The sequence below is a fragment of the Bradyrhizobium sp. USDA 372 genome (assembly GCF_053629095.1).
The window spans coordinates 2,295,037-2,311,164 of the sequence record NZ_JBRJHR010000001.1 but is presented as its reverse complement, the minus strand read 5'-3'; the positions used below and the strand labels follow the sequence as shown (position 1 = coordinate 2,311,164).

At 66.6% G+C, this 16,128-nt stretch carries 15 protein-coding genes; 3 read left to right on the top strand and 12 right to left on the bottom strand.

Going from position 1 to position 16,128, the window contains the following annotated elements:
* The first annotated feature begins 118 nt into the window (after window positions 1-118).
* Window positions 119-658, top strand: coding sequence for an adenine phosphoribosyltransferase (locus tag AB7M16_RS11110; RefSeq protein ID WP_011085277.1), 540 nt, complete (start codon window positions 119-121; stop codon window positions 656-658).
* A gap of 46 nt (window positions 659-704) precedes the next feature.
* Here the strand turns inward: AB7M16_RS11110 and AB7M16_RS11105 are convergent, their stop codons facing one another.
* The 11 genes from AB7M16_RS11105 to AB7M16_RS11055 all read right to left on the bottom strand — a co-directional run bounded on the left by AB7M16_RS11105 (window position 705) and on the right by AB7M16_RS11055 (window position 12,838).
* Window positions 705-1,739, bottom strand: a complete 1,035-nt coding sequence (locus AB7M16_RS11105; protein WP_453943913.1) for an RNA polymerase subunit sigma-70 — start codon at window positions 1,737-1,739, stop codon at window positions 705-707.
* Between the two features lie 42 nt (window positions 1,740-1,781).
* Complete coding sequence (locus tag AB7M16_RS11100; protein WP_453943912.1) at window positions 1,782-2,528, bottom strand: SDR family oxidoreductase; 747 nt, start codon at window positions 2,526-2,528, stop codon at window positions 1,782-1,784.
* A 165-nt stretch (window positions 2,529-2,693) separates the two neighbouring features.
* A complete protein-coding gene (locus AB7M16_RS11095; protein ID WP_453943911.1) occupies window positions 2,694-3,026 on the bottom strand; it encodes a GIY-YIG nuclease family protein in 333 nt (110 codons plus the stop codon).
* An 83-nt stretch (window positions 3,027-3,109) separates the two neighbouring features.
* Window positions 3,110-3,778 carry a hypothetical protein gene (locus tag AB7M16_RS11090; RefSeq protein ID WP_453943910.1) on the bottom strand — a complete coding sequence of 223 codons (669 nt, stop codon included), beginning with the start codon at window positions 3,776-3,778 and terminating at the stop codon, window positions 3,110-3,112.
* 62 nt (window positions 3,779-3,840) lie between these two features.
* On the bottom strand, window positions 3,841-4,593 hold the full coding sequence (locus AB7M16_RS11085; protein WP_172785921.1) for a P-loop NTPase family protein: 753 nt from the start codon (window positions 4,591-4,593) through the stop codon (window positions 3,841-3,843).
* 208 nt (window positions 4,594-4,801) lie between these two features.
* Window positions 4,802-6,016 (bottom strand): M48 family metallopeptidase, encoded by a 1,215-nt coding sequence (locus AB7M16_RS11080; RefSeq protein ID WP_172785922.1) that lies wholly within the window; start codon window positions 6,014-6,016, stop codon window positions 4,802-4,804.
* Window positions 6,017-6,048: 32 nt separating this feature from the next.
* Entirely contained in the window at window positions 6,049-6,609 is a 561-nt protein-coding gene (locus tag AB7M16_RS11075; protein WP_212259065.1) for a LemA family protein, read from the bottom strand.
* A gap of 138 nt (window positions 6,610-6,747) precedes the next feature.
* Window positions 6,748-7,728, bottom strand: a complete 981-nt coding sequence (locus AB7M16_RS11070; protein ID WP_453943909.1) for a small ribosomal subunit Rsm22 family protein — start codon at window positions 7,726-7,728, stop codon at window positions 6,748-6,750.
* Window positions 7,729-7,874: 146 nt separating this feature from the next.
* Window positions 7,875-11,339, bottom strand: coding sequence for a chromosome segregation protein SMC (gene smc, locus AB7M16_RS11065; protein WP_453943908.1), 3,465 nt, complete (start codon window positions 11,337-11,339; stop codon window positions 7,875-7,877).
* Between the two features lie 217 nt (window positions 11,340-11,556).
* On the bottom strand, window positions 11,557-12,213 hold the full coding sequence (locus AB7M16_RS11060) for a DsbA family protein (protein WP_453943907.1): 657 nt from the start codon (window positions 12,211-12,213) through the stop codon (window positions 11,557-11,559).
* 127 nt (window positions 12,214-12,340) lie between these two features.
* Entirely contained in the window at window positions 12,341-12,838 is a 498-nt protein-coding gene (locus AB7M16_RS11055; protein WP_212259069.1) for a DUF721 domain-containing protein, read from the bottom strand.
* Window positions 12,839-13,012: 174 nt separating this feature from the next.
* Between AB7M16_RS11055 and mutY the strand changes: the two genes are divergently transcribed.
* Complete coding sequence (gene mutY / locus AB7M16_RS11050; RefSeq protein ID WP_453943906.1) at window positions 13,013-14,113, top strand: A/G-specific adenine glycosylase; 1,101 nt, start codon at window positions 13,013-13,015, stop codon at window positions 14,111-14,113.
* 65 nt (window positions 14,114-14,178) lie between these two features.
* Window positions 14,179-14,601, top strand: a complete 423-nt coding sequence (locus AB7M16_RS11045) for a PaaI family thioesterase (RefSeq protein ID WP_453943905.1) — start codon at window positions 14,179-14,181, stop codon at window positions 14,599-14,601.
* A 205-nt stretch (window positions 14,602-14,806) separates the two neighbouring features.
* Here the strand turns inward: AB7M16_RS11045 and AB7M16_RS11040 are convergent, their stop codons facing one another.
* On the bottom strand, window positions 14,807-16,084 hold the full coding sequence (locus AB7M16_RS11040; protein ID WP_453943904.1) for a flavin-dependent oxidoreductase: 1,278 nt from the start codon (window positions 16,082-16,084) through the stop codon (window positions 14,807-14,809).
* Window positions 16,085-16,128 lie beyond the last annotated feature (44 nt).

Genomic DNA, 16,128 nt, shown 5'->3' with positions numbered 1-16,128 from the left:
CAAAATTGCGAAGCAATTTTGCGCTGGCGACGAAGCAATCCAGACTGCTGCCGCGGAGAAGATCTGGATTGCTTCGCTTCGCTCGCAATGACGGTGGAAAAGCCAGAGTGAGATAACCATGACCTTTGACCACGATCTGAAGGCGAGCGTCCGCACCATCCCGGACTATCCCAAGCCCGGGATCATGTTCCGCGACATCACCACCTTGCTCGCGGACGCGCGCGCGTTTCGCCGTGCCGTGGACGAGCTCGTCAATCCCTGGGCCGGCAACAAGATCGACAAGGTCGCCGGCATGGAGGCGCGCGGCTTCATCATCGGCGGCGCGGTGGCGCATCAGCTCTCGGCCGGCTTCGTGCCGATCCGCAAGAAGGGCAAGCTGCCGCACACCACGGTGCGCATCGCCTACTCGCTCGAATACGGCATCGACGAGATGGAGATGCATGTCGACGCGATTCAGCCCGGCGAGCGCGTCATCCTGGTCGACGACCTCATCGCCACCGGCGGCACCGCGGAAGGCGCGGTGAAGCTGCTGCGCCAGATCGGCGCCAACGTCGTCGCCGCCTGCTTCATCATCGACCTGCCCGAGCTCGGCGGCGCCGCCAAGCTGCGTGCGATGGACGTCCCGGTGCGCACGCTGATGACGTTCGAGGGGCATTGAGCGTGCTCGCCGCTACGGCGAGAGCCTGCGGCAAGCGCAGACCTGGCTAGGGCGGCGGCAAGCCGAAGGCCGGAAACAGCTCGGGCCCGAGCGGCCCCAGATAGACCGTCAGCGAGGCGATCCCGCCGTCCATAGGCTCGATGACATGCAGCGAATGGGCGCGCCATGCCGGATCTTGATGGGTGCGCGCGTAGACACCGACAGCCGGCTGGCCGTTGGCGCCGATGGCGACCGCTCGGAAGCCGGCAAACCTGGTCCAGATGGTCTCGAAGAATGCCCGAATGGCCGCGCGCCCCTGATACCACTCCCGCCATGGCGGCATGCCAAAGGTGGCGTCCTCCCGCAAGAGTTCTATGAAGCCGTCGAGATTGGCGGCCTGCCAGGTCTGCATGTAGCGCTCGAGCAGCAGTCCCTCCTCTCGGCTGGTCTGCGATCGACGGCGGGGACGTCCCTCGGGATATCGCGCCGCAAGCGTTGCGCGAGCCCGCTGCAATGCGCTGTTGATCGAGGCCGTCGAGCCGCCCAACAATCGCGCCGTTTCGACAGCCGACCATCCCAGGACGTCGGAAAGCAGCAGCGCGGCCCGCTGCCTGGGCGGCAGATCCTGGATGGCCGCGACGAAGGCGAGCTGCACGGCTTCGCAGGTCTCGTACCGTGCTTCCGGACCGGGCGTGTCGTCGGCGACGGCGGGAAGCTCCGCATCCGGGTAAGGGTCCAGCCAGGCAAGCTCGGTTGCGGGCCCGCCTGTGGCCGGCCCCTGCGAGGGAGGCCGTCCGGGCTGCTGGAGAAAGCGATGCGCCCTGGTCCTCGCCTTGAGAGCGTTGAGGCAGCTGTTGGTGGCAATCGTGTAGAGCCAGCCGCGGACCGAGCCTCGCCCGTCGAACTCCGACCGCGCGCGCCAAGCCCGCAGAAAGGTCTCCTGTACGAGGTCGTCCGCCTCGTGCAGCGAGCCCATCATGCGGTAGCAGTGGAGCTTGATCTCGCGACGGTGGGCCGCCGTGAAATGCTCGAAGGCCAGCCGATCGAGGAACGGCTGGCCTGGCTGGCCCAATGGCTCGAAAGGGCCAGGAGGGCCTGTCATGTCGGGCCTGCAGTGCTGAATTCGGTCTGCATTCTGTGTGTCTCAGGCCGCCGGCGCAAGTCCGCTCCCGCTCACCATGAAGGAACTGCCCTCCGATGTCCCGGTGGCCAGGGCAACCACCGCCCTTCCCACATCGGCCGGCGTTTGCATGTCGGTCATGCCCGCGAGAACGTCCGCGGGCTGGATGCCCAGATAGCCGGCATAGCCGTCGACGCCGCCCTTGCCCACGCGGGTGCCGGGCATGATGCGCATGGGGGCCAGGTCCATGAAGCGCAGGCCCAGTCCGAGCCGATCCGACTCCTTCTGGCAATGACCGGCCAGGAAGATCTGCGCGCGCTTTGCACCCGCATAACCGCCGGCAAACGGCGGTCCGCCGCTGAAGGCCGCGCCACTGGAGATCTGGACGATCCGTGTTCCCGGCTTGAGCGGACCTCGCAGCGCCGCCCTGCAAAACAGGAACGACGCCTTGACGTCCGTTTCCCAGTTGGCAGAGAAGGCCTCCCAGGTCAGGTCCTGTATCGGCGCGCTGGGGGCAAGTGAGCCCGCGCAGATCACCAGGACGTCCGGCGCCAGCGCGGCGAAAACCTGACCCGGCGCTGTATCCTGCGTCGCGTCGGCCGCAAGGGTTCTCAACCTCGGTGTATCGTTCGCCAATTGGGTCAGGGCTGCTGCTTCGCGGGCGACGGCGAGGACGGTCGCTCCCTCGCCGAAGGCGGCTTCCGCGATTGCGCGGCCGACGCCGCGGCTGCCTCCGACGACGACGACATTTTTACCTTGCAACGATCCCATGGACTACCTCCCTGTCCGGGCCACCCGGATCATCCCGGCGCGCCTATGGATCAGGACAGCGCAGGCGGGCCAAAATCATCGGTGCGCCAAAGAAAATTGTCAGGCGATCGACACGGCCCGCGAAAAGCGCCGATAGGGTGCGCGGCTGGTAGTGAACGTGGCCGACTAGATCGCTTCGGCGTTGAGGTCCGACCGCCAATGCAGCATGCGCTCCTTCAGGAGCGCATCGCGGATGTAGCTCGTTTCCTCCTCGTCCAGCCGCTCGCACTCGGCGAATGTCAGGCCAGTGGCGCCATGCGCGTTCCACGCCGCTTGAAGGGCGCGGCAGGGATGCCCGCCCTGGCGCAGCGTGAACCAGATCCGGTTGGCGACCTTCTCGAGATCAAACGCCTGCCCGACCCAGGCTTCGCCTGTCGCCACGCAGCGGACGACGTAGATGCCGACGGCGGTCTTGCGCTCCTTGTAGGCGGCAATCGCGGCCTTTCGGTCGATGCTCATGGGCTTGGTCTCGCGAGGAAGGGTGTCACGGGAGGTCATACAAGCCGCCGGGCGGTCGGTCAATATTGCCCGGGTAAAATAAATCAGGACCGTTGCAGGATCAGGCTGAGCTCGAGCTCGCGGAAGGCGAGGTAGTTGCGCCGGATCCACTGATGCAGCTCGGTGGAAGAGTCCTTCTCCTGCCGCAGATAGCCGGTGAAGGAGAAATTCAGCCGGTCGATATACGTCTTCAGGAAACCCGGCAGCGCCGGCAGGCGGAACAGCCGGCCACCTCCCATCGCCGGCGGCAGCTCGCCGCGAAGGACATATTCGTTGTCCACCGTGACCAGGTTCATCCGCGGGATCTGCCCGCGCAACATCTCGTGGGCGCGGGCCGAGACACGGTCGGTGTCGGCGACGAACAGGATCTGTGGGGCCACATGCCGGCGCGCCGCCTCCTTCAACAGGCCGATCTCGTCGGTCATCTTGAAGAACTCGTCGAAGGCGTGGAAGCCGAGGTCGATGACCTTGGCAACACCGTCATCGACGATTACGCGGTCCATCAGCTGCATCTTGCCGTAAGTGTCGATCACGTCGGCGGTCTCGGTCACCTTCGGCAGGTAATCGAGCAGCGACGGCTCCTTCAGATTGACGTCGAAGGCCGCGACGTTGCCGTTCTTGAGCAGCAGGAATTCTGTCAGCAGCCGCGCCAGCAAGGTCTTGCCGACCTGCGGGCGAGGCGAGCAGATGATGTAGACGGGCGTTGCGGGCATCGACAGCCATTATCTGGGCCAACTCACCGCCCAATCCAGCCGTATCCGCCCGGGGTCCGCAACTATTTTTCGCTGTTGCGGGTGACGGATTTCGAACCAACGATGTCGGTCAGGCGGATGCGGTCGAACTCGCTCCAGACGTTGGCCAGCCAGTGCCGGACATAGCCGCGCAGCACGAACGAATAGTTCGCGGCCTCGTCGTTGATGCCCTTGTTGGCGACGAATTTCAGGAACGGCACGGAAGACACCTCGACCTGCTCATAGGCCATTTCGTTGAGCTTGGGGATGGTCAGCTCGGTCGCGTCCTTGATGCGGTGGAAGTAGGAATTGTAGGTCGCCTGGTCCCATTGGAAGAACTGGGTGTCGTTGATGAAGTTCTTCACCAGGAAATATTTCGCGCCGGACATGAAGCCCGCGGTCTCCGCGATTTCCTCCAGCGAGGCGATCGAGGGTCCGAGGATGTGGAACACCGCGAAGGTGATCTGGCCGGCCTTGGCGGCGTCGAGGAAGCCGATGTCGCGCAGCGAAGCCAGCGCCGGCGAGAGCAGGCCGGCGCGGACGTCGATGACGGTGACCGAAGGGCTGACAGCGTTGAGCGTGTCGAAGATCTTCATCTGGTCGGCCGTCGTCGTCATGTCGACGATCTCGGTGATGTCGGGGTGGAAGCGCCTCAGGGTTCCGCGCGGCGACTCCGTGTCGAACGCCCGCGTCGGCACGTTGTTGGCCGAGAAATAATCGAGCAGGGTGCGCGATACCGTGGTCTTGCCGACCCCGCCCTTGTCCGCGCCCACCACAACCACTGCCGGCTTTGCCATTGCTGTCCCCTAACGCGCGCCCCCGATCGCGAGGTCGCAATCGGCCGGGCCCCAAATCGATGTCCGAAAAGACGTCCCGAGTCTGCTGTTGGGCGCGAACATGGCAGAAACAAGGGAGAATTCAATTCCTTGCGCTCCAGTCACGGCAATTCCCGAGGATATTCCCGATTGCCGGGAAACCTGCCGCATGAAGCGGCAAATCACGTCATCAGTGACGGCCCCACGGTCCCATCGGATTGGCTGCCGGGGCTCCAGAGGGGCTGGGCGCGGGAACGGGCGGCGGATTGGCGGGAGCGGCGCCATCGCCCCACGGCCCGTGCGAGAGCGGCGGCGGACCGTCCTGCGCCTCGGCCTGTTCGGTCTCGGGCTGTTCCGTCTCTTCGGTGGGGTCCGGCAGCGGACCGGGGTCATGGCCGCCGGCGAACTTGACCAGGGCGTCGACCCGGGACTGCACGGACGGGTGGGTCGCGAACAGATCGGCAAAGCCCTCGCGCGGATTGTCGACGCAGAGCTCCATCACCGCCGAGGTCGCGCCTGGCAGCTCGCCGCGATTCTCGATCTTGCGCAGCGCCGAGATCATGGCATCCGGATCTTTGGTCAGCTCGACCGAGCCGGCGTCGGCGAGATATTCGCGTGACCGCGACAGCGCGAGCTTCACCACCTGCGACAGCAGCCAGGCCAGCACGATCAGCACGATTGCGATGATGATGACGATGATCGCACCGCCCCCGGAGCTCTTGCTGTCGCTTGAGGACGAGGACGACCGCGAGGACGAGGAGGAGCCCGAGGACCAGGAGCCGCCGGAACCGGAGCTCCAGTTCAGATTCGTGAACAGGCGGAAGAACAATTCGCCGAAGAAGCCGACCACGCCGGCGATGATGACGGCGACCACCATGAGCTGCACGTCGCCGTTTTTGATGTGGGTCAGCTCGTGGCCCAGCACCGCTTCGATCTCCTTGTCGTTGAGCGCATCGAGGAGACCCGTGGTGACCGTGATGGAATATTGCCGCGGATTGAGACCGGTGGCGAACGCGTTCAGCGCCGGGCTCGCCATGATCTTCAGCTTCGGCATGGTGATGCCGCGCGAGATGCAGAGGTTTTCCAACAGATTATAGAGCCGCGGCTCCTCCTGCCGGGTGACGGCGTGGCCGCCGGTCACGGCGTCGATCATCGACTGGTGGAAGAAATAGGCGATCGCGATCCAGGCGATCGCCGCAACGGTCGCGAAGGGCGCGGCCTTCAGCAGGTCGGAGAAGGCCCGGGTCAGATAATAGGCGACCGTGCCGTTGCCGTTGATGACGACCTCGGCCACCAGCGCGCCGGCATAGACCAGCACGTAGACCAGCGCGAAGAGACCGGCGAGCAGCAGCATCGAACGAAACTTGTTCGAGGCGATGTGCGTGTAGAGACCATACGCGGCCATGACGCGATGCCCTGCCGGCCTATCGGCTCAAATCAGAACTTCACCTGCGGCGCCGCCTCGACCTCGGTGCGGCTGGCGCCGAGATCGAAGAAGTCCTTCCTGGTGAAGCCGAACATGCCGGCGAACAGAGCTGCGGGCATCTGCTGGATGCCGGTGTTGTATTCCTGGACTGCGTTGTTGAAGAAGCGGCGGCTGGCTGCGATCTTGTTCTCGAGGTCGGAGAGCTCGGATGCGAGCTGCTGGAAATTGGCGTTGGCCTTGAGGTCCGGATAGGCCTCCGACAGCGCGATCAGCCGGCCGAGCGCGCCGGAGAGCTGGGTCTCGGCCGCGGACACCTGCGCCGGGCCCTGCGCCGACATCGCCGAGTTGCGCGCCTTGATGACGTCGTCGAGCGTGCCGCGCTCATGCGAGGCATAGCCCTTCACGGTCTCGACCAGGTTGGGGACCAGGTCATGGCGCTGCTTGAGCTGCACGTCGATGTCGGCAAAGGCCTGGCCGACGCGCTGGCTCAGCGCCACCAGGCGGTTGTAGGCGCTGAAGGCGAACAGCACGAGGACGACGATGACGCCGAGAACGATCCAGCCGGTCGACATGAAGAACTCCTGAAGAGGGAAGAAGGCGGGCGCTAGGGTAGACCAAATTGACGCGGGATGAGAGCCCGGCGCGGAGGGAAGGTAAGACTTGGTCGGATCAGGAACGGCCCGAGTTCAAGGCAGGCCCGGCCGGCGAAATTAACTTTCGGACATGACGGCATCGCCCCAGCGCCAGCGCCGCGCGTCGGCATAGGCCGCCTTGTCGCGCCGCGGGACTTTTGCCGGCGCAACCCCAGCCTCCGTGCAGAGCTTGGCCGTGATCTCCGCCTTGCCGATGTCCGGCGGCGCTAGCACGCGCGCGGCGCGCATGGCCGGAGGCGTGCGAGTCAGCGCGACGTAGATGAAGCGCTCGTCCTCGAACGGCACCTCGGCGCCCTTGATCTGGCGGTGCGCTTGCGATCGCGGCAGGCGCTGGCTGAAATGGCACCAGTCGGGCGCGATCAGCGGGCAGGGCCTTTCGTGCGGGCAGGGCGCGGCGACGAAGGCGCCAGCCGCGATCAACTGCTGGCGCAGCGCGAGGATGCGGGCATAGCCGGCGGGCGTGCCGGGCTCGATCACCACCAGCACCTGGCGCGCTTTGGCCCACATCGCTTCCGCGAGCTTGCGCTGATCGGCCTCGCCGAGCTCATTGATGACGTAGCTGGCGATGACGAGATCGGCTTGCGAGACTTCAGCGAGATTGCCGCTGGCATCGCCGGGCAGATAGCGGCAGTCCGCGAGGCGCGTGCTGTCGCGTGCCAGTTCCAGCGCGAGCCGGCTCAGCGTGGCATTGGCGTCGAGCAGCGTGAAATCCTGCAGCGACGGAAAGGCTTCCGCGGCCGCCCAGCTGGCGGTGCCCGGGCCGGCGCCGACGTCGAGCAATGTCTCGGGGGCGAGATCAGGCGCGATCTCGGTGAGCGCATTGAGGCTGGCCGCCACCGCCGCGTAGGTCGCGGGCATGCGCGCCAGCGCATAAGCGAGCGCATCGGCTTCGGACTTGATCGTGCCGGAGCCGCCACCGGCGCGATAGGCGGTCGAGATCTTCTGCGAGCGCTGTGCCGCGTCGGTGCGGGAGAAGCCCTGGAGCTTGCCGTCGAGCGCGGCCTTCAGTTCAGCGGGGAGGGTGGGGGCGATCATCATCCGCGGTCATGCCCAGCGCAGGCGGGGCATCCAGTACTCCGAGACAGTGCCGTCAACCGAGAAGGCGTACTGGATCAGTCCGCTCCAGTGCGCAATTTGCGCACAAGGCGGATGATGACGTCAATGGGTGTGGCGCGAGCGTAAGCTCACGCCACGTTCTGGTCGAGAATGTCCACGGCCTCGGCGAGGCTCACCGACACCAGTTGCGAGACGCCGCGCTCGGCCATGGTGACGCCGAACAGGCGATTCATCCGCGCCATCGTGATCGGGTTGTGCGTGATGATGATGAAGCGGGTGTCGGTCGAGCCGGTCATCTCGTGCAGCAGGTTGCAGTAGCGTTCGACGTTGTGGTCGTCGAGCGGCGCGTCGACTTCGTCCAGCACGCAGATCGGCGAAGGGTTGGTCAAGAACACCGCGAAGATCAGCGCCATCGCGGTCAGCGCCTGCTCGCCGCCCGACAGCAGCGACAGCGTCTGCGGCTTCTTGCCCGGCGGCTTGGCGATGATTTCGAGGCCGGCTTCCAGTGGGTCGTCGCTCTCGATCAGGTGCAGCGCGGCCTCGCCGCCGCCGAACAGCTCGACGAACAGGCGCTTGAAGTGGTTGTTGACGACGTCGAACGAGGTCAAGAGCCGCTCGCGGGCTTCCTTGTTGAGGCTCTGGATGCCCTGGCGCAGCCGCTTGATGGCTTCGACCAGGTCGTCGCGCTCGGTGACGAGGCCGGTGTGCTGGGTCTCGACCTCGCGCAGCTCTTCCTCGGCGCGCAGGTTGACGGCACCGAGCCGCTCGCGGTCGCGGCGCATCTTTTCGAGGTCTTCCTCGATCTCGTGCAGCGGCGGCAGCTCGGCGCCGGGCTCGATCTCGGCAAGGCCGGCGACGGCCTGCGGCTCGACCTCGAGCATGTCGCGGATCTCGCGCTCGATGTCCTCCAGCCGGCGGCGGGCGCCTTCCATGCGCTCCTCGGCGCGGGCGGTGGCCTCGCGGGCACTCGACAAGGCTTCGAGCGTCAGCTTGGCGACACGGTCGGTCTCGGCCATTGCGGTTTCCGCAGTGGCGAGCGCGTCGGCGGCCATGCGGCGGTCGTTCTCGGCGTATTCGATCTCGGTGATCAGCGCGCTGCGCTTCTCGGCGAACACGGCGGGGGCGTTCTCGAGCTCGCTGCGCTCGATGGTGAGCTCTGCGATACGGGCCTGGATGGTGTCGATGTGGGAGGCCGCGCTCTCCTTGCGGTTCTGCCACTCGGTGCGTTCGGCGAGGATCGCCTGCACGCGGCGGTCGGCGAGCTCGGCTTCGCGTGCCAGCGCCTGCGCCTCGGCGCGGACCTGGGCGGCCATGCGGCGGCGGCCTTCGATGTCGCTGCGGACCGCGGCGAGCTGGGTCTCGGTGTCCTCGCTCGACGGCAGCTCGCCGATGCCGGCCTCGGCATATTCGTATGCGGCCTCGGCTTCGGCGCGGTCGGCGGCGAGACGGCTGTGCGCTTCCGACAGCGTCGCCTTGCGCGCGGCATGTCGGCTGATCTCGCGTTCGGCATTGGCATGGCGCTCGCGCGCGACGTTCAGCTCGCGCTGCGCGGCACGCCAGGCTTCGCGGCTGGCGCCTTCGGTGCTGGCTGCCATCTGCAGCTCGGACTCGGCGTTCTCCAGCGCCTGGCGTTTGATCTGCGCGTCGATGCGGGCCTGCTCCAGCTCGTTCTCGATGTCGACGAGGCGGGCGCGCTCGGCAAGGCGCCGTGCCGCGCCGGTCGGCGCATGCGCGGCGGCGACGAAGCCGTCCCAGCGCCAGACGTCGCCCTCGGGCGAGACCAGCCGCTGGCCGGTCTTGAGCTGCGACACCAGCTCGGCACCGCGCTCGCGCGGCACGACGCCGATCTGCGCCAGGCGGCGCGCCAGCTCGGCCGGCGCCTGCACATGGTTGGAGAGCGGAACGGCGCCTTCGGGCAGCTCCGGATCGCCCTCGGTGTGTCCGACATTGGTCCAGCGCATCGGCGCCGACGGATCGATCGGCGCATCGAGATCGTCACCGAGCGCAGCGCCGATCGCTTTTTCAAAGCCCTTGTCGACGGTGATGCCGTCGATGATCGGCGGCCACAGATTCTTGGTCTCGCCGTTGACGATCTTGGAGATCGTGCGCGCCTCGGTCTCGAGCCGCTGCACGCGCTTGTCCGCTTCGACCAGCGGCGAGCGTGAGGATTCCAGCGTCTGGCGTGCCGCCACATGCGCAGCTTCGCTCGCCTGCGCCGCAGCTTCGGACGCGGCCAGCGTCTGCTCCGCGGTCTCGACCGTCGCGGTCAGCTCGTCGAGATCGCCGAAGCCGCCGGTCTCGGCGGCAAGCTTCTGCTCTTCCGCGGTGACGTTGGCGATCTCCTGGTCGAGCCGGGCGAGCTTGTCGCGGTGGGTGCGGACGTTGGCTTCGAGCTGGTTGCGCTTGGCAGTGAGGTCGGCGAGCGCGGTGGTGAGCTCGGCGAAGCGCTGCTCGGTCTCGGTCAGCACCGCCTCGGCTTCGGCGACGCGCTCGTCGACGCCGGAGCGTTTCTCGACGCGCGACTTGATCTCTTCCTTCAGCTCCGCATCTTCCGCGTCGAGCCGCTGCAGCGCGACGTCGGCATCCATGGTCTGCTGCTGGGCGCGCGAGATGTCGCCCTCGAACTGGGCGAGGCGGCGCTCGAGCTCGGCGACGCGCTCCTTGGCGCGCTCTTCCTCACGGTCGAGCTGCTCGCGGGCATTGGTCAGGCGCTGCAGGCCGGCGGCGGCGCGCGCTTCGGCCTCGCGCAGCGCCGGCATTTCGGCGGCGCGGATCGCCTGGATGCGGGCGGCCTCGGCCTGGTGCTGGGTGCGCTCGGCCATCTCGCGCACGGCGAGGTCGTGGGTCTGGCCGGATTCGTTGACGTCCGCATGGGCGCCGATCCAGCGCAGATGGAACAGCGTGGCCTCGGCCTTGCGGACCTTGGCCGCGACCTCGCGATAGCGCACGGCCTGGCGGGCCTGCTTCTTCAGGCCTTCCATCTGGCCGGAGAGCTGGCCGATCACGTCCTCGACGCGAGTGAGGTTGGTTTCGGCGGCCTTCAGCCGCAGCTCGGCCTCGTGGCGGCGGGCATGCAGGCCGGCGACGCCCGCGGCGTCTTCCAGCACGCGGCGGCGCTGCTCGGGCTTGGCCTGGATGATCTCGCCGATCTTGCCCTGGTGGACGAGGGCGGGCGAGCGCGCGCCGGTGGCGGCGTCCGCAAACAGGATCTGCACGTCGCGGGCGCGCACGTCGCGGCCGTTGATGCGGTAGACCGAGCCGGCCTCGCGCTCGATGCGACGGGAGATTTCCAGGATCTGGCTGTCGTTCATCGCCGCCGGCGCGGTGCGATCGGCATTGTCGATCGTCATCGTCACTTCGGCGTGGTTGCGCGCCGGACGGTTGCCGGAGCCGGCGAAGATCACCGCGTCCATGTCGGCGGCGCGCAGCGACTTGTAGGAGGTCTCGCCCATCGCCCAGCGCAGCGCTTCGACGAGATTGGACTTGCCGCAGCCGTTGGGGCCGACCACGCCGGTCAGGCCGGGCTCGATGACGAAGTCCGTGGGCTCAACGAAGGACTTGAAGCCGTGAAGTCGCAGGCGGGTGATTTTCATAAGCACGCATCTCTGTTGGCAGGCGCGAATCCCCCTGCCGGGACAATACCATGGAAGGCAATGTCGCTATCCGGGCGAGTCGCGCGAGGCGCCTCATGCGGCTGGACAATGGCCGCGGTGCGCCGCGAGGGCAACCGGCGAAAGCCGCTTTTCCCAAGGGATTTATGCCGGGAAAGATACGGCTTTCGAGATGCGAATCAGGATCTTGACGAGCGAATCAGCTCTTCAGAAGCGGGTTGATCTTCTTGGCGAACTCCTCGAACGAGGCCTCGCCCTTGATCTTCTCGCCGTTGATGAAGAAGGTCGGCGTCGAGTCCACCTTGAGCACGTCGCTGGCGTATTTCTGGTCGGCGGCGATCTTGTCGAGCAGCGCCTGGTCCTTCAGGCAGGCTTCGACCTGCTGCTGGGTGAGGCCGGCCTGCTTGCCGATCCGCGTCAGTGTCTCGGTGGTGTTCTTCATCACCCAGTCGTTCTGCTGGCGAAACAGCATGTCGGTGACCGCGAAGTATTTCGGCGCGTCGTCCTTGGCGATGCAGCGCGACAGCATCGAGCCGGCGGCGGCTTTGATGTCGAGCGGGAACTCGCGGAAGATGTAACGCACCTTGCCGGTGTCGATGTATTCCTTCTTGATCTTCGGGAACACCTGCTCGTTAAAGGCGGCGCAGTGCGGGCAGGTCATCGAGGCGTATTCGGTAATGGTGACGGCGGCGTCCTTCGGGCCGAGCGCCATGTCGGGCAGCGACACCGGCTTGGCCACATCGGCGGCCGACTGCGCCATCGCGTCCGAGATGAACCGCAGCGGCGAGAGCCCGGTCAGCGCTGCAAGCCCGGTCAGCGACAGCATCGTGGTGAAGGCGCGGCGGGTGATGATCAAGGTCGGCTCCCGGGATTGGCAAGGTTCGCCCGAGGTTCCCCTTCGGACGGCCTGTCGCTAGCTTGAAACGTCGTTTGAGGCAATGGCGGGCGCTGCGGACAGGTCCAGTTTGGCCGCGGAATGAGGCTCAATTTCGCTTGATGGCGGCCCCGAGGCGCGCCAGCGCCGTCTTCAGTTCTTCATCATCGATGTCGGTCAGGGTCTCCGCCACCTTGGCGACGGCCTTGGGGTCCGGCGGGCCGGGCCGCTTCCGGGCCTGCGGCCGCGACAGCGGCGCCTGGCGGAAGGCGAGCTTGCCGACCGCGCTCCAGCCGAAGAAGCGGTTGACCCGCTCCAGGATCACGTCGGCCGAGTGCTGGATTTCCAGCGCCATCGGCCCCTCGACCCGCAGCACCAGCGTTGCCGGCTCCTGCGGCTGCCCCTCCACCGGCCGCGGCCATTGCATCTTGAGCGGCTCGGCATGGGCCGCGATCTCGGGACCTGCAATCTGCGCCCACCGCGTCACCAGCTCGCGCGCCGCAAAGCCCTGCTTGGCATAGGCCTCGGCGAAGACGTCGTCGAGCAGGATCCCGAGCGGTTTGGCGCTGATGGGACCGGGCTTGAAGATGGGACCGGACTTGGACATGGGGCCTTATAGCACTTTGGACGTCGGGCCACAGACCCCCCGAGGCCCGTCATGGCCGGGCTTGTCCTGGCTTGTCCCGGCCATCCACGTTCTTGCTGCGAAGAAAGACGTGGATGCCCGCGACCAGCGCGGGCATGACGTGGAGAGGCCAGTGCATTGCCGTTACAGTGAGGAATGAGCCCCAGATCCGTACGCAAGCCGAAGTCGGAACCTTCTCAGCCGGAGACCTCATCGCGCCCGGTCGCGCTCCTGCAATGGTACGACCGTCACCGCCGCCGTCTGCCCTGGCGCGCCGCGCCGGGCGAGGCGTCCGATCCCTACCGCGTGTGGCTGTCCGAGATCATGCTCCAGCAGACCACGGTGAAGGCGGTCGGCCCCTATTTCGAAAAGTTCGTCGCGCGCTGGCCAGACGTCACCGCGCTGGGACGCGCCTCGCAGGACGACGTGCTGCGGATGTGGGCGGGGCTCGGCTATTATTCGCGCGCACGCAACCTCCATGCCTGCGCGGTCGCGGTGACGCGCGAGCATGGCGGCGTGTTTCCGGATACCGAGGAGGGGCTGCGCGCGCTGCCGGGGATCGGGCCCTATACGGCGGCGGCAATCGCGGCGATCGCGTTCGACCGCCGCACCATGCCGGTCGACGGCAATATCGAGCGCGTGGTGTCGCGGCTGTTCGCCGTCGAGGAGGAGCTGCCGCAAGCCAAGCCGCTCATCCAGCAACTTGCCGCGACGCTGCTGGCGGATTCTCGCGCCGGCGACAGTGCGCAGGCGCTGATGGATCTCGGCGCCTCGATCTGCACGCCGAAGAAGCCGGCCTGCTCCCTGTGTCCGTTGAACGAGGACTGCACGGCGCGCGCGCAAGGCACCCAGGAGACGTTCCCACGCAAGGCGCCGAAGAAGAGCGGGACGCTCAGGCGCGGCGCCGCTTTCGTGGTCACGGGCGGCGACGAGCTGCTCGTCCGCTCGCGGCCGGAAAAGGGCCTGCTCGGCGGCATGACGGAGGTGCCGGGCTCGGACTGGCTCGCCGGCCAGGACGATGCAGCGGCGAAGCAGCAGGCGCCGGAGCTGAAGGGATTGTCACGCTGGCAGCGCAAGGTGGGCGTCGTCACCCACGTCTTCACGCATTTTCCGCTGGAGTTGGTGGTCTATACCGCGAAGGTGGAAGCCGGCACCCGCGCTCCCGAGGGCATGCGTTGGGTGCCGATCGCAACCCTGGCCGGCGAAGCGCTGCCGAACGTCATGCGCAAGGTCATCGCGCATGGTTTGGGTCTCTAGGATCCATCCTGCTGACAGCAGGCTGTCAGCAGCCTTGCGCTAACAGGGAGCAAAGGAGATATCGCATGGTCAAGACCGCGCTCGATAACTTCCGTAGGCCGCCCTGCGCCGAGCTGCTCGGCTGGCGCCTGCTCGATGCCCGCCCGCAGGAGGGCTGGATCAAGCTCGGTTTCGAAGGCAAGCCGGAATTCTGCAACCCGGCGGGTTTCATCCAGGGTGGCATGCTCTCGGCCATGCTCGACGACACCATGGGTCCGGCGGTGCTGGTGATGAGCGAGGGCCGGCTCTACACCACCACGATCAGCATGACCGTGAATTTTCTCAGCCCCGCAAAGCCCGGCCCGATCATCGGCGAAGCCAGGGTGACGCAGCTCGGCAAGACCATCGCCTTCGTCGAAGCCAGGCTGATGGCAGAGGACGGCACCGTGCTGGCGACGGCCAGCGCCAGCGAGCGCCTGCTGGAGGCGGCGAGGGTGGTCGGTAAATAGATTCTCCGCGGGAGCCTCTTCCCTTCTCCCCTTGCGGGAGAAGGTGGCGCGAAGCGCCGGATGAGGGGTATCTCTCAGCGAATTCAAATGCGAGTTGGACTCGCGGAAACAACCCCTCACCCGAGTGAGTCTGCGTTGACCAGCGCCGCGGCCCTCTCCCGCAAGGGGAGAGGGCGCATCAACGTGCATCTCGCTCTTTGGAGTATCATGCCTTCAGGCGTGCGTCCTTGCTCACGATCGGCGGCTTCGCATTCAGCGCCTCAACCTGGAAGCCTGCGACGCGCTTGTAGTTGGCGGCGATGTCTTCCAGCTCCTGCTGCGACAAGACGTCGGTGACCACGTTGTAGCCATCAGGCGCGCGCTCCTCGACCAGCTGCATCACCTGCTCGGGGCCGTTCTTGCGGTTGAGCAGGACGAGGTCAGTCGTCGCGGGACGCCGCTCGGCTTCATAGGCGAGCAGTGCCGCCTGCGTCGGGCCGTGCGCCAGGATCTCGCGGGTGATGACGCGCGCGTCGAGGATCGCTTGCGAGGCGCCGTTCGAGCCGATCGGATACATTGGATGCGCGGCATCGCCCATCAGCGTGACCTTGCCGAAGGTCCATTGCGACACCGGATCGCGGTCCACCAGCGGATATTCATAGGCGTGCGGGCAGTTCCTGATCAGGGCGGGCACGTCGAGCCAGTCGAACGTCCAGCTTTCGAACCAGGGCAGGAACTCTTCCAGCCGCGCGGTGCGGTTGTAGTCCTCGCGCCGCCACTGATAGGTCGGCGGCATGTGCCGCTCGGCCACCCAGTTGATGAGGTGGTTGCCCGCCGCATCCGGTTCTTTCGAGATCGGATAGCAGACGAATTTCAGGATCTCGTGGCCGGCCATGATCATGGTGCGGCCCGTCAGGAAGGCCTTTGCCGGCGTGACGCCGCGCCAGAGGATGCGGCCGTTCCAGATCGGCGGGCCTTCGTTCGGATAGAGCTTTTCGCGCGCGGCGGAATGGATGCCATCGGCGGCGATCAGGATCGCGCCTTCGTAAGTGCCGGCGGCCTTGCCGGTCGCCCTGTCGACGAAGTCGGCGCGCACGCCGCCCGCCGTCTCGGTCCAGCCGGTCAGATGATGGCTGGTGAGGATGTTGTCGCGGCCGAGCCGCTCGACTGCGGTGTCGAGCAGGATCTGCTGGAGCGTGCCGCGATGAATCGAGAATTGCGGCCATTTGTAACCGGCCTCGAGGCCGCGCGGCTCGCTCCAGATCGGCTTGCCGTGCTTGGAGAAATAGGCGAGCTCGCGCGTCCGCACGCCGCTGGCGTCCAGCTTGTCCAGCAGGCCGAGCTCGATCAGCTCGCGCACCGCATGCGGCAGCACATTGATGCCGACGCCGAGCGGCTTCAGTTCCGCGACGCTCTCGAACACTTTCACGGGAACGCCGATTTGATGCAGGCTGAGCGCAAGCGTGAGCCCGCCGATGCCGCCACCGGCGATGAGTACGGTCATGACAAATCCCCCTCCGATTGACGGCGTCTTCGCACAGCCGGGCG

What these genes read in the sequence shown, in the direction of transcription:
- AB7M16_RS11040 (WP_453943904.1), bottom strand. Translation starts at nt 16,084, where the DNA reads ATGACCGTACTCATCGCCGGTGGCGGCATCGGCGGGCTCACGCTTGCG.
- AB7M16_RS11075 (WP_212259065.1), bottom strand. Translation starts at nt 6,609, where the DNA reads ATGTCGACCGGCTGGATCGTTCTCGGCGTCATCGTCGTCCTCGTGCTG.
- AB7M16_RS11085 (WP_172785921.1), bottom strand. Translation starts at nt 4,593, where the DNA reads ATGGCAAAGCCGGCAGTGGTTGTGGTGGGCGCGGACAAGGGCGGGGTC.
- AB7M16_RS11110 (WP_011085277.1), top strand. Translation starts at nt 119, where the DNA reads ATGACCTTTGACCACGATCTGAAGGCGAGCGTCCGCACCATCCCGGAC.
- AB7M16_RS11090 (WP_453943910.1), bottom strand. Translation starts at nt 3,778, where the DNA reads ATGCCCGCAACGCCCGTCTACATCATCTGCTCGCCTCGCCCGCAGGTC.
- AB7M16_RS11105 (WP_453943913.1), bottom strand. Translation starts at nt 1,739, where the DNA reads ATGACAGGCCCTCCTGGCCCTTTCGAGCCATTGGGCCAGCCAGGCCAG.
- AB7M16_RS11055 (WP_212259069.1), bottom strand. Translation starts at nt 12,838, where the DNA reads ATGTCCAAGTCCGGTCCCATCTTCAAGCCCGGTCCCATCAGCGCCAAA.
- AB7M16_RS11045 (WP_453943905.1), top strand. Translation starts at nt 14,179, where the DNA reads ATGGTCAAGACCGCGCTCGATAACTTCCGTAGGCCGCCCTGCGCCGAG.
- mutY (WP_453943906.1), top strand. Translation starts at nt 13,013, where the DNA reads ATGAGCCCCAGATCCGTACGCAAGCCGAAGTCGGAACCTTCTCAGCCG.
- smc (WP_453943908.1), bottom strand. Translation starts at nt 11,339, where the DNA reads ATGAAAATCACCCGCCTGCGACTTCACGGCTTCAAGTCCTTCGTTGAG.
- AB7M16_RS11070 (WP_453943909.1), bottom strand. Translation starts at nt 7,728, where the DNA reads ATGATGATCGCCCCCACCCTCCCCGCTGAACTGAAGGCCGCGCTCGAC.
- AB7M16_RS11095 (WP_453943911.1), bottom strand. Translation starts at nt 3,026, where the DNA reads ATGAGCATCGACCGAAAGGCCGCGATTGCCGCCTACAAGGAGCGCAAG.
- AB7M16_RS11080 (WP_172785922.1), bottom strand. Translation starts at nt 6,016, where the DNA reads ATGGCCGCGTATGGTCTCTACACGCACATCGCCTCGAACAAGTTTCGT.
- AB7M16_RS11100 (WP_453943912.1), bottom strand. Translation starts at nt 2,528, where the DNA reads ATGGGATCGTTGCAAGGTAAAAATGTCGTCGTCGTCGGAGGCAGCCGC.